Source organism: Occultella kanbiaonis (assembly GCF_009708215.1).
GTDB classification, from domain to species: Bacteria; Actinomycetota; Actinomycetes; order Actinomycetales; family Beutenbergiaceae; genus Occultella; species Occultella kanbiaonis.
In genome coordinates this window covers 4880578-4895118 of sequence record NZ_CP046175.1, presented here as the reverse complement: position 1 = coordinate 4895118, position 14541 = coordinate 4880578, and the positions used below count along the sequence as shown (strand labels likewise).

The 14541-nt window shown below is 71.0% G+C and carries 12 protein-coding genes; 6 read left to right on the top strand and 6 right to left on the bottom strand.

Annotated features, from left to right (window positions below):
• Positions 1-42 precede the first annotated feature (42 nt).
• From GKS42_RS22445 to GKS42_RS22430, 4 genes are all read left to right on the top strand, one after another.
• Complete coding sequence (locus GKS42_RS22445) at positions 43-1698, top strand: ABC transporter substrate-binding protein (protein WP_154795846.1); 1656 nt, start codon at positions 43-45, stop codon at positions 1696-1698.
• An 84-nt stretch (positions 1699-1782) separates the two neighbouring features.
• Positions 1783-2760, top strand: coding sequence for an ABC transporter permease (locus tag GKS42_RS22440; RefSeq protein ID WP_154795845.1), 978 nt, complete (start codon positions 1783-1785; stop codon positions 2758-2760).
• A 2-nt stretch (positions 2761-2762) separates the two neighbouring features.
• Positions 2763-4649, top strand: a complete 1887-nt coding sequence (locus GKS42_RS22435) for a dipeptide/oligopeptide/nickel ABC transporter permease/ATP-binding protein (protein ID WP_154795844.1) — start codon at positions 2763-2765, stop codon at positions 4647-4649.
• On the top strand, positions 4646-5497 hold the full coding sequence (locus GKS42_RS22430; protein ID WP_154795843.1) for an ABC transporter ATP-binding protein: 852 nt from the start codon (positions 4646-4648) through the stop codon (positions 5495-5497). The genes GKS42_RS22435 and GKS42_RS22430 overlap by 4 nt, the downstream gene beginning before the upstream one ends.
• Before the next feature lie 17 nt (positions 5498-5514).
• On the opposite strand, the gene GKS42_RS22425 is transcribed toward GKS42_RS22430, so the two are convergent.
• Positions 5515-7068, bottom strand: a complete 1554-nt coding sequence (locus GKS42_RS22425) for a glycoside hydrolase family 3 protein (RefSeq protein WP_154795842.1) — start codon at positions 7066-7068, stop codon at positions 5515-5517.
• 113 nt (positions 7069-7181) lie between these two features.
• Between GKS42_RS22425 and murQ the strand changes: the two genes are divergently transcribed.
• Positions 7182-8111 carry an N-acetylmuramic acid 6-phosphate etherase gene (gene murQ, locus GKS42_RS22420; RefSeq protein ID WP_154795841.1) on the top strand — a complete coding sequence of 310 codons (930 nt, stop codon included), beginning with the start codon at positions 7182-7184 and terminating at the stop codon, positions 8109-8111.
• On the opposite strand, the gene GKS42_RS22415 is transcribed toward murQ, so the two are convergent.
• Together GKS42_RS22415 and GKS42_RS22410 are read right to left on the bottom strand one after the other, a co-directional pair.
• Positions 8102-9280 (bottom strand): serine hydrolase domain-containing protein, encoded by a 1179-nt coding sequence (locus GKS42_RS22415; RefSeq protein WP_154795840.1) that lies wholly within the window; start codon positions 9278-9280, stop codon positions 8102-8104. The two genes, murQ and GKS42_RS22415, sit on opposite strands and share 10 nt — an antisense overlap.
• Positions 9281-9298: 18 nt before the next feature.
• Positions 9299-10159 carry a MurR/RpiR family transcriptional regulator gene (locus GKS42_RS22410; RefSeq protein ID WP_154795839.1) on the bottom strand — a complete coding sequence of 287 codons (861 nt, stop codon included), beginning with the start codon at positions 10157-10159 and terminating at the stop codon, positions 9299-9301.
• 277 nt (positions 10160-10436) lie between these two features.
• Between GKS42_RS22410 and GKS42_RS22405 the strand changes: the two genes are divergently transcribed.
• Entirely contained in the window at positions 10437-11705 is a 1269-nt protein-coding gene (locus GKS42_RS22405) for an alpha-hydroxy acid oxidase (RefSeq protein WP_154795838.1), read from the top strand.
• Here the strand turns inward: GKS42_RS22405 and GKS42_RS22400 are convergent.
• The 3 genes from GKS42_RS22400 to GKS42_RS22390 are packed head-to-tail and all read right to left on the bottom strand — an operon-like array spanning position 11698 to position 14472.
• Positions 11698-12987, bottom strand: a complete 1290-nt coding sequence (locus tag GKS42_RS22400; protein ID WP_154795837.1) for a polysaccharide pyruvyl transferase family protein — start codon at positions 12985-12987, stop codon at positions 11698-11700. The two genes, GKS42_RS22405 and GKS42_RS22400, sit on opposite strands and share 8 nt — an antisense overlap.
• Positions 12988-13030: 43 nt before the next feature.
• Entirely contained in the window at positions 13031-13372 is a 342-nt protein-coding gene (locus GKS42_RS22395) for a hypothetical protein (RefSeq protein ID WP_154795836.1), read from the bottom strand.
• Between the two features lie 56 nt (positions 13373-13428).
• Positions 13429-14472 (bottom strand): LacI family DNA-binding transcriptional regulator, encoded by a 1044-nt coding sequence (locus GKS42_RS22390; protein ID WP_154795835.1) that lies wholly within the window; start codon positions 14470-14472, stop codon positions 13429-13431.
• Positions 14473-14541 lie beyond the last annotated feature (69 nt).

Here is a 14541-nt window from a genome sequence, read left to right as displayed (position 1 = left end):
GCCACCTTTGTTCCCCCGCTCCACCCATCGAAAGGTCACCACATGAGAACCCCGAGGTTCATTCGCCTGGCCGCCGTGCTGACGGCCGGCGCCCTCGCCCTGTCGGCCTGTACCGGCGGCGGCGACGACGCCGGCGAGGACGCCGGCGCGGTCGCGCCGCTGACGATCCACGCCAACACGGCCAACACCTATCAGCAGAACTTCAACCCGTTCTCCCCGACGGCGCTCCAGGGCACCAAGGGCATGCTGTACGAGCCGCTGATGATCGCCACCCCGATGGTCCCCGGTGACGCGCAGCCGTGGCTGGCCGAGTCGATGGAGTTCAACGAGGAGGGCACCGTCGTCACGTTCGTGCTCCGCGAGGGCGTCACCTGGTCCGACGGCGAGGCGTTCGACGCCGACGACGTCGCCTTCACCTTCAACCTGATGCGGGACAACCCGGCGGCGAACGCGGGTGCGCTCGACCTCGCCGACGCGGTCGCCACCGACCCCCTCACCGTGGACGTGACCTTCAACAGTGTCGCGTTCGCGTTCCAGGCCTCCATCGCGAACACCGTGATGGTCCCGGAGCACGTGTTCGCCGACGTTGACCCGATCGAGTTCCAGAACGAGGAGCCGGTGGCCACCGGGCCGTTCGTGCTCGAGCAGTTCGGGCAGCAGCTCTACACGCTCAGCGCGAACGAGGGCTATTGGAACGCCGACGAGGTCGAGGTCGAGCAGGTCCGCTACCCGGCGTCCTCCGACCAGACGTTCAACAGCTCGCTGCAGGCCGGCGAGTTCGACTGGTCCGGCGGGTTCGTCGCCAACATCGACCAGATCTATGTCTCCGGGGACCCCGAGCACCGGTCCTACTGGTACCCCGGTGACGGGCTCGTGAACCTGCTCGTGAACACGCAGACGGCACCGTTCGACGACGTGGCGGTGCGCCAGGCACTCAGCGCCGGCATCGACCGCGACCAGCTCTCCGAGGTCGCCATGCAGGGATACACCCCGGCTGCCCACCCCACCGGGCTGCCGTTGCCGGCGTACGAGTCGGTGATGAGCGAGGACTACGCCGACGCCGAGTTCAGCTACGACGTCGATGAGGCGAACGCCATCCTGGACGAGGCCGGCTATGTGCTGGGCAGCGACGGTGTGCGCACCACCCCGGACGGCGAGCGGATGTCCTACGCGCTGCAGATCCCGTCGAGCTACGTGGACTGGGTGACGATGAGCGGCCTGCTCCAGGAGCAGCTCGCGAAGATCGGCGTGGTCGTGGAGCCCCAGGGTGTCTCGTTCGAGGCCTGGCTGGAGGCCCGCAACTCCGGTAACTACCAGATGACCATCGCGTCCGTGGCGATGGGCCTCACCCCGTACACGCTGTTCCGTTCGATGATGAGCTCCGAGTACCGGACCGGACCGGGCGAGACCGTCGTCTCGAACTACAACCGCTACTACGACGACGAGGCCGACGCACTGCTGGAATCCTTCGCGGCGACCAGCGACCCCGAGGAGCAGCAGGCCGCGTTCGACGGACTCGAGCAGATCATGGTCGAGCAGCTCCCGGTCATCGCGATGCTGCAGTCCCCGAACTGGTTCCAGTACAACACCGCACGGTGGGAGGGGTTCCCGACCGAGGAGGACCCGTACGCCCTCGGCGCACCGTTCCAGTTCCCGGACAACCTGTTGGTCGTCACGAACCTGACGCCCGCCGGCTGACCGCGGCGAGGTCGGGCGGGCGGCGCACCCGCCGCCCGCCCGCCTCCGCCGCCCGGCCGAATCCGATCCGAGAGGTTGTCCCGCTTGAAGTACCTCCTGCGCAAGGTGATGCTGTACGTGTTCATCGCCTGGGCTGCGCTCACCATGAACTTCCTGATCCCCCGGCTGATGCCGGGCGATCCCGTCGCCCTCCTCGTGGAACGGCTGTCGGGGCGGATCGACCCGGCCGCCATGGACGCGATCGCGGAGAGTTACGGGCTCACCGACGCCCCGCTGCACGTGCAGTACTGGGACTACCTCACCTCGCTGGCAGCCGGCGACCTCGGCCTCTCGATCGGTTTCTTCCCGGTCCCGGTCTCCGAGATCGTGCTGGGTGCGCTGCCGTGGACGATCGGGTTGGTCGGCATCACCACGGTGATCAGCTTCCTGATCGGCACCGGCCTCGGTGTGGTGCTGGCCTGGCGGCGCGGCTCCTGGACCGACCACCTGCTCCCGGCCCTCACCTTCCTCAACGCCGTTCCGTACTTCTGGATGGCACTGATCCTGGTCCTGGTCCTCTCGGTGAACCTCGGCTGGTTCCCGGTCTCGCACGCCTACGAGCCGGGGCTGGTGCCGGGTTGGGACTGGGAGTTCATCTCCTCCGTCCTCTATCACGGGATCCTGCCGGCGATCACGATCATCCTGGCCTCCTTCGCCGGATGGGTGCTGAGCATGCGGAACATGACGGTGACCGTCCTCGGCGAGGACTACGTGACCATGGCCGAGGCGAAGGGCCTGCCGAAGCGGATGGTCCTCGTCAACTACGCGGCCCGGAACGCGATCCTGCCCTCGGTGACGGGGTTCGCGCTCTCCCTCGGCGCCGTCGTCGGTGGGTCGATGCTCACCGAGGTGATCTTCAACTATCCCGGCGTCGGCTACACCCTGTTCGAGGCGGTCCAGAACCAGGACTTCCCGCTGATGCAGGGACTCTTCCTGATCATCTCGCTGGCGGTGATCGCCGCGAACCTCGTGGCAGACGTCGTCTACGTGTTCCTCGACCCCCGCACGCGTCAGGAAGGCTGACCATGAACCTCTCACGACTCGTGCCGGCGTCCGGGAAGGTGCGCGCTGGCCTGATCATCGCCATCTTCTTCGTGCTGATGGCCGTGTTCGGCCCGATGCTGACGAGCTACTCACCGCAGGCCAGCGGGACCGACCTGCTCCAGCCGCCGTCCGGCGCGCACTGGCTCGGCACCACCCAGACCGGTCAGGACGTCTTCGCCCAGTTCGTGTACGGCGCCCGTGTCTCGCTCGGCGTCGGGCTGTTCGCGGGCATCATCTCGCAGATCGTCTCGGTCCTCGTCGGCGTCATCGGTGGCTACTTCCGAGGGATCTCGGACGACCTGTTGTACATCCTCACGGCGGTGTTCCTGGTCGTTCCCGGGATGCCGCTGCTGATCGTGCTGACCGGATACCTGCCCTCGCGGGGGATGGTCTCGGTGGCGTTCGTCATCGCGATCACCTCGTGGGCCGGCTCGGCCCGGGTCCTGCGCGCCCAGACCATGTCACTGCGGCGACGGGAGTTCGTCGAGGCCGCTCGGGCCACCGGTGAGTCGCGCACCCGGATCGTCTTCTCCGAGATCATGCCGAACGCCATGCCGCTGATCGCCTCCGGCTTCCTGTTCTCCGTGATCGGTGCGGTCCTGGCCGAGGCCGGGCTGTCCTTCCTGGGCCTCGGTTCGCTGACGACCACGAGCTGGGGGTCGATGCTCTACTTCGCGCAGAGCGCGCAGGCGTTCCTGTACGGCGCCTGGTGGTGGTTCGTACCGCCCGGCCTGGCGATCGCGGTCCTCGGCGCCGGCCTGGCCCTGATCAACTTCGGCATCGACGAGTACTCCAACCCGCGGCTGCGCACCGGCAAGAGCCGGGGCCGGGCGGTGCGCACCAGCGGGCCGCACGCGGCCGCGCTGAGCACCGCGGGCGCCGCGGCCGTGGCCTCGGGCGTCGACTCGCCGGGCATGGCGCCGATCCCGCACGAGGACGGCGTGAACGAGGTGTCGGGCCCCGAGTCTTCGGGTGGCGCCGCGACCGAGGCGCAGCTCCGCCCCATCGACGTGCCAGGGGATCCCATCATCGAGGTCCGCAACCTCAAGGTCGACTACCCCAGCGTCGACCAGGTGGTGCACGCCGTCGACGACGTCTCGATCACCCTGCACCGCGGGGAGATCCTCGGCCTGGCGGGGGAGTCCGGGAGCGGCAAGTCCACCCTGACCAATGCGATCACCCGGCTGCTCCGCAACCCGGCGCAGGTGACCGGGGGATCCATCACCTACCACCGGGCCGCTCGCGCCCGTTCGAGTGCGTCGAGCGACGCCGGTCCGGGCACGGCGGAGGCCATCGACCTGCTCGGGCTGTCCGCGGAGGAACTGCGCGGCTACCGCTGGGACGAGATCGCGATCGTGTTCCAGAGCGCCATGAACGCGCTGAACGCCGTGACCAGCGTCGGGGCGCAGTTCGACGACGTGCTTCGCGTGCACCGGCCGAGCATGCCGGCCCGGGAGCGGGAGGCGCTGGCGCGCACGATGCTGGAGAAGGTCGGCATCGACGCCGGCCGGGTCACCTCCTATCCGCACGAGCTCTCCGGCGGGATGAAGCAGCGGGTCGCGATCGCCATCGCGCTCGTGCTTGAGCCGGACGTGATCATCATGGACGAGCCGACCACGGCGCTGGACCTGCTGATCCAACGCGAGGTGCTCGACCAGGTGATGGCGCTGCGGGACGAGTACGGCTTCGCGATCATCTTCACCACGCACGACCTGTCACTGCTGCTGGAGGTCTCCGACAGCATCGCCGTGATGCAGCGTGGCCGGCTGGTCGAGTACGGGCCGGCCCTCGAGGTCTATGCCGAGCCCCGTCATCCGTACACGCAGGCACTGCTGGCCTCACTCGCCGACATGGGAGCCCTCGTATGAGTACCGACGTCGTGAATCCGCCCGAGCCCGAGCAGGGCCGCGTCGTCCTCGAGGCACGGAACCTGGTGAAGGACTTCCGCACGAACAAGCGGGCGGGAGTCTTCGGCCGGGAGTACTTCCGTGCCGTGGACGACGTCTCGCTGGAGCTGCGCGCCGGTGAGGTCACCGCCCTCGTGGGTCAGAGCGGCTCGGGGAAGAGCACGGTCGGCCGGCTCCTCGCCCAACTGATGCCGCTGACCTCCGGCGAGCTCCTGCTGAACGGCGAGCCGGTCTCGGCCACCCGTGGCCGAGCGTTCATCCGTTACACCGGCACCGTGCAGATGACCCTGCAGGATCCGTTCTCCTCGCTGAACCCCCTGCACCGGGTCAGTTACACCCTCGGCCGGGCCCTGCGGATCCACGGCGGTCCGATGAGCGCGGACGAGGTGGAGGAACGCAGCCTCGCGCTGCTCCGGAAGGTGGAGCTGGCACCGGCGGAGCGCTACCTGCACCGGTTCCCGCACGAGCTCTCCGGTGGCGAGCGGCAGCGGATCTCGTTCGCTCGCGCGCTCGCCGCCGAACCGAAGGTGCTGCTCGCGGACGAACCCGTCTCGATGCTGGACGTGACGATCCGCAAGGGGATGCTCGATCTCCTGGACCAGCTGCGCCGGACCGAGGAGCTCGCGGTCCTGTACATCACCCACGACCTGGGCTCAGCCCGTGCGTACTCCGCGCAGACCCTGGTGATGTACCACGGCACGGTCGTCGAACGTGGCTCGAGCGAACAGGTGATCGACGCACCCACCCACGAGTACACGCAGCGACTCCTGGCCGCGGCGCCGAACCCCCGACGGCGCCTGGCCGGGTGAGGTCGCCGCAGGCGGTCTCACCCCAGCAGGAGGTCGGCCACGGCGGACGCGCTGACGGCGCTCGAGCCGTGCGTGGTGACCAGCCGGGGCAGGTCCACCCCGAGGTCTCCGGGCCAGCCCAGGCGGACCACCACCGTGTCCGGGTGCCAGGCCAGCACGTCGGTGAGCGCGTGGCGCTCCGCGGCGGCGAGGTGCGGCTGGTCGACCACCAGCACGACCTCCCCCGGCGGGTCCGCGCGCAGGAGCTCTGCGGTGCCAGCGGCATCGAACCGGTGGTGGCTGATCGCCCGGCGCGCGGCAAGCGCCCGGCCCACCAGGTCCGCCTCCCGCCCGGCCGCGCGGTTGCGCAGCACCCTGGCGTCGATCACGGTGACGGGCGCGTCCGCACGGAGCCGGACGTCGCCGCGGACGTCGCAGGCGTGCGCGGCCACCCGTGCCGCGGTGGCCGTCGGGAGGTTCGGTGCGACCGGCGGGGCGCCCGGAGCCGCGGTCTCCGAGGTCCCGGGCGACCCGTCCGCGCCCCCGCTCGTGCGGTGCGCGGCGACCCAGGTACGGAGGGCGGCGATCCGCTCGGCCGCCTCCTCGAGGCGCTCTGCGCGGAGCGATCCCGAGCGGATGGCGTCGACGACGGCGGTGTGCACCGTCCGGTAGGCGAACTCGTCCGGGTGCGGGTTCTCGGGCGTGCGCGGGTCCGCGCCCTGATTGCCGAGGCAGACGAGGTCCACGCCGGCGGCGAGCGCCGCGACCGTACCCGGGCCGATCCCGAGCGTGCTCGCGATGGCCTCCATCTCGACCGCATCGGAGATGATCAGCCCGTCGAAGCCCATCCCACGCAGCATCGACAGCGCCCGCGGGTTCACGGTCGCGGGTTCCGGGCCGAGGACGGGCACGATGATGTGCGCCGTCAGCACGGAGCGGACGCCGGCCTCGATCGCAGCCCGGAACGGGGCGAGGTGGATCTCCTCGAGCTCGTCGGCGCTGACGTCCATCCTGCTGACGGCGAGATGGGAGTCGGTGGTGGTGTCGCCGTGGCCGGGGAAGTGCTTCGCGCAGGCCGCGGTGCCCGCGCGCTGCAGTCCGCGCACGTAGGCGGCGGTGTGCCGCGCCACCAGCTCGGGATCGGCTCCGAAGGAGCGGCTGCCGATGACGGGGTTCGCCGGGTTGTTGTTCACGTCGGCGACGGGGGCCAGGTCGATGGCGATGCCGTGGCGCGCGAGCTCGGCGCCGATCTGCTCGGCGACAATCTCCGTGTCCGCCGCCACGTCGTGGCGACCCAGCGCCGCGTGGCCGGGGCTGGGCGAGCCGTCCCGGGCGTGCAGCCGGGTCACCAGGCCACCCTCCTCGTCGGCTCCGACGAGGCTGCCACGCGTGCCATCCAGTTCGCCCACCAGGCGGGACACCTGGCCCGCGTCATCGGGGTCGATGTTGTGCGCGAACAGCAGCGCTCCCGGCGTCCCGGCATCGCGTGCGCGCAGCAACCAGTCGGGCGCTCGCGTGCCGGTGAAGCCGGGCCACAACACGGAATGGGCGAGGGACTCGAGCGAGCGGTCGGAGCCGCGGTCGTGGAGCATATGCCCATCGTGGGTCAATCATTGGCGCACTTCAAGTAGAGGCCGTCAATTATTTTCATCGAGGCGCAGTTGCTGGTTTACTTGAATTCGTTTGAACATGGAGGAAGAGGTACATGGTGGCTGACTCCCAACCGGCGACGGGCGAGCGGACCGACCTGCTCGGGACCGAGCAGATCGACGAGCGGTACCGACGGCTCGACGCGATCCCGACGCTGGACGTACTGCGGGCCATGAACGAGGCCGAGGCGGGGGTGCCGCTCGCGGTACGGGCCGTGTTGCCGCAGGTCGCTGCGGTCGTGGAGGCCGTCGCGGTCCGGATGGAGTCCGGTGGGCGACTGGTCTACCTCGGTGCCGGGACCTCGGGGCGACTGGGGGTGGTGGACGCCTCGGAGTGTCCGCCCACGTTCCACACGGATCCCGGCCAGGTCGTCGGCGTGATCGCGGGCGGGCGCGGTGCCATGTTCGAGTCCGTCGAGGGCGCGGAGGACCGTGCCGAGCTCGGCGCCCAGGAGATCGCCGACCTCGGCGTCACCGCGATCGACACGGTCGTCGGGATCGCCGCCAGCGGTCGCACCCCGTTCGTGCTCGGCGGGGTCCGGGCGGCGCGCGCCGCCGGCGCGCTGACCGTCGGCCTGGCCTGCAACACCGGATCCGAGCTCGGGTCAGCCGTGGACCTGCCGATCGAGGTCGAGGTGGGCCCGGAGGTGCTCGCCGGATCCACCCGGCTGAAGGCGGGCTCCGCCACGAAGCAGGTCCTGAACATGATCTCCACCGGCGTGATGATCAGGCTCGGCAAGACCTACGGGAACCTGATGGTCGATCTGTCCGTGAGCAACGTCAAGCTCCGGGCGCGGGCCGAGCGCCTGGTCTCGACCATCACGGGCGCGGACCCCCGAGCGGCGGCGCAGGCCCTGACCGATTCCGGTCAACGGGTCCCGGTCGCCGCGATCATGGTGGCGCGCGGCCTGGACCGGACCGCCGCGGAGCGGCTGCTCGCCGAGGCCGGCGGCCGGCTCGGCGGGGTCCTGGACGCTCAGGTCTGAGCGACGTGCTCCCGGGCCGTTGCGGTCACAGCGCGACGTAGCGGCCCGGCGTCGAACGCGGTCCGGACCGGGTGCACGCGGTTGGTCAGCAGGATCACGATCAGGTCCGCCTCGGTGTCGATCACCAGCGAGGTCCCGGTGAAACCGGTGTGCCCGATCACCGACGGGTCGTCGGTGCCCATGAACGTGGCGTCGCCGAGGCGCATACCGAGCGCCTGCCCGTACCCGACCCGGTCCCGCTCGGACGCGGGAAGCACGTCCCGGCGCAGCAGGGCCAGGGAGTCTGCGCTGAGCAGCCCCGGCCCGTCGGCGCCGAGGGCGGCCGCGAACCGGACCAGGTCCGGCCCGGTGCTGAACACCCCGGCGTTCCCGGACGCCCCCAGGCTCCAGGCGGCCTCGTCATGAACGGTGCCGCACACCAGGCCGCGGTCGGGGACGGACTGGTACTCGGTCGGCACCACGCGCTCGCCCACTCCGCGCGGGTCGTAGCCGGTGCTCGTCATCGCCAGCGGCCCGGTGACGGTCTCCGTCAGGAGGGTGGGCAAGGTCCGCCCGGTCAGGCGCTCGAGGAGGAGGCCGAGCACCATGAAGCCAACGCACGAGTACGCGTGGGCCGAGCCGGGTTCGGAGCGCAGCTCCGTGCCCAGCACGTGCCGGGCACGGTCCTCGCGGGTGCCGGGCACCTCCCACAGGCGCAGCACCGGGGGCAGGCCGGACGTGTGGGTGAGCAGCTGCCGGGCGCTGACCCGCTCGTGCGCACGGTCCTCGGCGAACTCGGGGAGGTGCTCGGCCACCGGCCGGTCGAGGTCGAGGACACCCGCGTCCACCTGGACCAGGGCGGTGACCGTGGTCAGGAGCTTCGTCAGGGAGGCGACGTCGAACACCGGATCGGCGGGTAGCGGGAGCCGTTGCGCCGTCGGGAGCAGTGCGCCGTCGGCCGCGAACAGGGCGGCGTACCCGGCCCGGGCGCGGGCGACCACCCGCCCGCGGTGGGCGATCAACGCGTCGGCGCCGGCTGTGCCCGGGACCGGGTCGGCGGCTCCGATCGGGGCCGGGCCGGCAGCGGCGCTGCGGGTGGCCGAGTCCAGCAGGGCCTGCAGCGCGGCGGTCGGCTCCGGCTCGACGCCCGCGTCGCCCGGGGCCCCGGCGTGTGCGGTTCGGCTGGTCATGGAATCAGGGGCCACGGCTCAGTTGTCACGGAACTGGGCGACGGCGTCGTGGGTGTCGCGCAGCGCGTCGACCGTCTCGGTCATCCGACGCTGGGCGACCGCGACGAAGATGCAGTCCACGATCAGCAGCTGCGCGGTACGGGAGGCCATCGCCCCGGAGCGGAACGGTGACTCCCGGACCGCGGTCCGAAGCACGAGATCGGCGGCTCCGGCCACGGGGGAGCCGGCGGCGTTCGTGATCGCCACCGCGGTCACCCCGCGCTCCCGGGCGGCCTCGAGGAACCGGACCACCTCTGCCGTCGTGCCACGGTGGGAGAAGCCGACCGCGACGTCGCCGGCACCCATCAGGCCGAGCGAGGTGACGGCGTCGTGCCCGTCAGCGAACGAATAGGCCACCCGGCCGATCCGGAACAGCTTGCGGTGCAGGTCGGCGGCGCTCCAGCCGCTCGCGCTGACGCCGTAGACCGAGATCCGGGTGGCGGCGTCGATGGCGTCCACCACGCGGCCGAGCTCGGCGATGTCGAGGCTGTTGATGGTCTCCTCGATGCCGAGGTTCTCGGTGAACCCGATGCTCGCCACGACCTCCTCCAGCGTGCTGCCGGCGGAGATGTCCGAACCGTAGGTCGCCGTCGGGGACCGCCGGGCACCCTCGCGGCCGACCTCGGTCGCCAGGGCGAGCCGGAGCTGGACGTATCCGGCCAGGCCGAGCGTCCTGCAGAAGCGGACGATCGTGGTCTCCGACGTGGCGCACTTACGAGCGAGCTCGGAGATCGTCTCCTCCAGGACCAGGCCGGGGTCGGCCAGGATCGCATCCGCCACGCGGCGCATCGACGGGGCGAGGGTGTCGCGCTTCGCCTGGATCTGGGACTGGATGCTCACGTGGGCCCTTCGACGACGTTGCTGTAGACCGTGGCCGGGCGGCGATCCCACCGTGCCTGCCCCGACCGGAAACATTTTACCGACTCCAAACTGATTCGGGTGCTCGTTTGCGGCAGGTGGAGAGGTGACGGTGGCACGGCCGGCAACCTGACGCGCCATGGAGCCACCTCATCGAGCCGCAGCACTCTGAATCGATACAATCGGAGGTCGGGTCCGCTACCATCGCGGGGGCGGCGGACAGCCGCCCCCGCGTGACGAGACTGGAGAGTTCCCCCCGATGGTTCAGCGTCGAATCCCGAAGGTGCGCGACCTCGCGCCGCTGATGCAGTTCAAGGCACCGGAACTGAGCGGTCGCAAACGCCGCCTCGATGCCGCCCTCAACGTCGAGGACCTGCGCACGATCGCCAAGCGGCGCACCCCGAAGGCCGCGTTCGACTACACCGAGGGCGCCGCCGAGAAGGAGCTGTCGCTGGCCCGTGCCCGTCAGGCGTTCGAGGACATCGAGTTCCACCCGGCGATCCTGCGGGACGTCTCCGCCGTGGACACCTCGGCGACCGTGCTCGGCGGCCCGGTGGCGCTGCCGTTCGGGATCGCCCCCACCGGCTTCACCCGGATGATGCAGACCGAGGGCGAGATCGCCGGTGCCGGTGCGGCCGGCGCCGCCGGGATCCCGTTCTCGCTGTCGACCATGGGTACCGCGTCCATCGAGGACGTCGCCGCCGCGAACCCCGGCGGGCGGAACTGGTTCCAGCTGTACATGTGGAAGGACCGGGACCGGTCGATGGCCCTGGTGGACCGGGCCGCGAAGGCCGGGTTCGACACGCTCCTGGTCACCGTCGACGTGCCCGTCGCCGGTGCCCGGCTGCGGGACACCCGCAACGGCATGACGATCCCGCCCTCCCTCACCCCGAAGACCGTGATCAACGCGATCCCGCGGCCGCAGTGGTGGATCGACTTCCTCACCACCGAGCCGCTCGCGTTCGCTTCCCTCGACCGCTGGTCCGGCACCGTCGCAGATCTGCTGAACACGATGTTCGACCCGACCGTGGACTTCGACGACCTGCGCTGGGTCTCCGAACAGTGGCCCGGAAAGGTCGTGGTGAAGGGGATCCAGACCCTCGAGGACGCCAAGCGCGTCGCGGACCTCGGCGTGGACGGGATCGTGCTGTCCAACCACGGCGGACGCCAGCTCGACCGGGCCCCGATCCCGTTCCACCTGCTGCCGGAGGTGGCCCGCGAGCTCGGGAACGACCTCGAGATCGTGCTGGACACCGGCATCATGAGCGGGGCGGACGTCGTCGCCGCGATCGCCCTCGGTGCCGACTTCACGTTCGTCGGCCGCGCCTACCTGTACGGCCTGATGGCCGGCGGCCGCGCGGGCGTGGACCGGATGATCGCCATCCTCACGGCGGAGATCACCCGGACCATGCGCCTGCTCGGGGTCGCCTCGCTCGATGAGCTCGGGCCACAGCACGTGACCCAGCTGAGCCGGCTCGCACCGCTGCAGCGGGCGGCCCGCGCCGAGAGCGAGCGCCCGGTCAGCTGACCCGGCTCGCGGCCACCGCCGCCCGGCCCATCCGGGACAGCCGGCGCAGCGCCTCGGCGTGCACGCGCTCGGCGGCGCCGCGCGCGGCGGCCGGGTCCGCGACCACCCGGGCGAGCCGCTCGATGACCTCGGCTGCGCCGTCGTCGATCTCGTTGACCATGTCCGACCCGCCCAGGTCCGCGTACATGGCGCCCTTGACCGTGTCGGTCGGCTGGCGCAGGTAGGTGCCGGGCACGCCCACCGTGGTGGCCAGGATGGGGGAGTGGCACTCGATGCTGACGACGGCGGCTGCTCGCGCGTACGTGGCGGTCGCCGTGGGCAGGTCCCAGAACTCGTCCATGATCGCGACCTTCCCGCGCACGTCCTGCGGCAGGGTCGCGGGCCAGTGGTCGGCGATCAGGGCGACGGCGTAGCTCATCTCGGGCGCGATGAGCACCTGCCGGCCGGTGGTCCGGACCCACCAGGCGATGGTCTCGGTCAGGACGCCCAGGTCGCGCGGGGTGAACGCGTCGTTCACGGCGTCCTTGGTGAGGTCGGTGGCGGTGATCGGCAGGTTCCGGATGTGCGCGTAGGGCGTGTAGCGCAGCCGGGGCACGGCGACGAGGAAGCCGGGTTCCAGGCCGTGGTCGGCGAGCACGGCATCGGCGCCGGCCTCGTCGCGGATGTCGAACGCGAACGTGGCGTCCGGGCCGGCCTCGAGGATCTCGGCGTGCACGTCCTGGCCGCGCAGGTAGTCCAGCGAGATGGTGTCCCGGCAGAACACGAACGCGGCGCCGTCGAGGATCTCGCGGGCCTCGTCGTCGAGGTGGCCGGGGGCGATCCCGCCGACCACCCGGCGTGCATCGGGGAGCTGGAAGGGCATGAAGTTGCCGAGCGGGTCGAAGGTGATGCCGAAGAATCCGTACGGCTTTCCGGAGGGGCGCCACGCCCGCAGGCCGGGCCTCGACCCCATGCCGGCGGCGCTGCCGTGGATGAACAGGTCCGCCTCGTCGAAGGCGCGTGCGAGTTCCGGGGTGTCCGGGCGTCCGTCGGCGCCGATGTCGCCGTAGGCGAACTCGAGATCGCCGAACCGCTCCGCGAGCATGGCCTGCTCCCGTTCACCCAGGCTGCCGGGCCACAGGATGATCCGGCTCGCGCCGGCACCGAGCAGCGCCGTGATCGCGCCCGGCGTGTGGGCCACGTCCCCGATGTTGATGGTCTGCCAGGAGGACCGGAGCAGGATCGTTCCGACCCCCTTCGTCTCGGCAGGAGGGTCTTGAAGCATCGTTGCATCACCAGTCATGCAGGCAGCATAGCGGGTCCGGTCAGCGGCCCAAAAGGGCGGGCTACTCCCCGACGGCGCGTACGGCGACCACCTCGCACTGCACCGGGTAGGACTCGGCGCACCCGCCCTCGACCCAGACCTCGACGACCTCGGAGTCCACCAGGTCGGCGGCCTCGATCGGCTGGTCGCCGCGGAGGATGTCCGGGTCGCCGCGCAGGAGACCCATGCCCTCGTAGTAGGGATCGGAGGGCTCGGTCAGGACCAGGGTGGTCCCCTCGGTCCCGACCGTTCCGGTGACGTCCGGGTCCCGGTCCGGTAGTCCGGCGGGACCGGAGCAGCCCGCGGCCGTCAGGGCGAGGATCACGGTGGCGACGGCGACCGGGAAGCGGCGCTGGGCGTCCATCACCCGATGATGCCAGTCGCCCTCGCGGCGGTCACCGGCGTGAGTGCGCGGACGTTTCAGGCGGGCACGCTCGAGGCCCGCACCACGAGCTCCGGCTCGAACTCGACCTGCTCCGCGGTCAGGTCCTCCGAGCCGCGGCGCAGCAGCATGTCCGCGGCGGTCCACCCCATCTTGTACATCGGCTGGCGCACCGAGGTGAGCGGGGTGGCGAGCATGTTCGCGAACATGACGTCGTCGTAGCCCACCACGGCCATCTCACCCGGGACCGAGATGTCCAGATCCCGCAGGGCCCGCAGCGCCCCGAGCGCCGTCACGTCGTTGACGCAGAACGTGGCGGTCGGGGTGGGACCGTCGGCCGCGAGGAGCCGGCGCATGCCGTCGTCGCCGCCGTCGGCGTTGAGAGCCTCGAGCGCGATCTCCACGAGCGAGGTGGCCGGGTCGAGGCCGTGCGCGGTCAGGGTCTGCATCACGCCGTCGCGGCGGTCCACACACTGGCGCAGCGTCAGCGGGCCGTTCAGGAACGCCAGCCGGGTGTGGCCCTGGGCGAGCAGGTGCTCCGTGGCCAGCGAACCGCCGCCGACGTCGTCGACGGCGACGGACGGCAGATCGGGAAGCGGAGAGGTGTGGTCGAGCAGGACCACGTCGATGCCCCGCTCGCGCATCGCCAGGAGCATGTCCAAGCTGCCCTCGGAGGGGGTCGCGATCACTCCGCGGACGCCGTGCTCCTCGAACAGGCGCAGGTAGCGGCCCTCGCGCTCGGGGTTCTCGTCCGAGCTGCACAGCATCAGCGTGTACTCGTCCTGGGCGAGCCGGTCCTCGATCCCACGGGCCATCTCGGTGAAGAACGGGTTCGCGATGTCCAGCACCACGGCGCCGACCGTGTTCAGCTCACCGCTGCGCAGCTGGCGGGCAGACGCGTTGCGCACGAACGAGAGTTCCTTGATCGCCGCCTCGACCTTGGCTCGCGTCGGTGGGGCCACGTTCTCGGGGCGGTTCAGCACGTTCGACACGGTGCCCACCGACACGCCGGCGAGTCGTGCCACGTCCGTGACGCTCGGGCGCTTGCCGTTCCGGCCGGTGCCAGGCTGGGTCGCCGCCATCGTTCTCCTCGTTGGTCTGAGCTCCGTCGGGTCGAGGACTCAGGGGTCACTCGTGACCGCGGCAGCCCT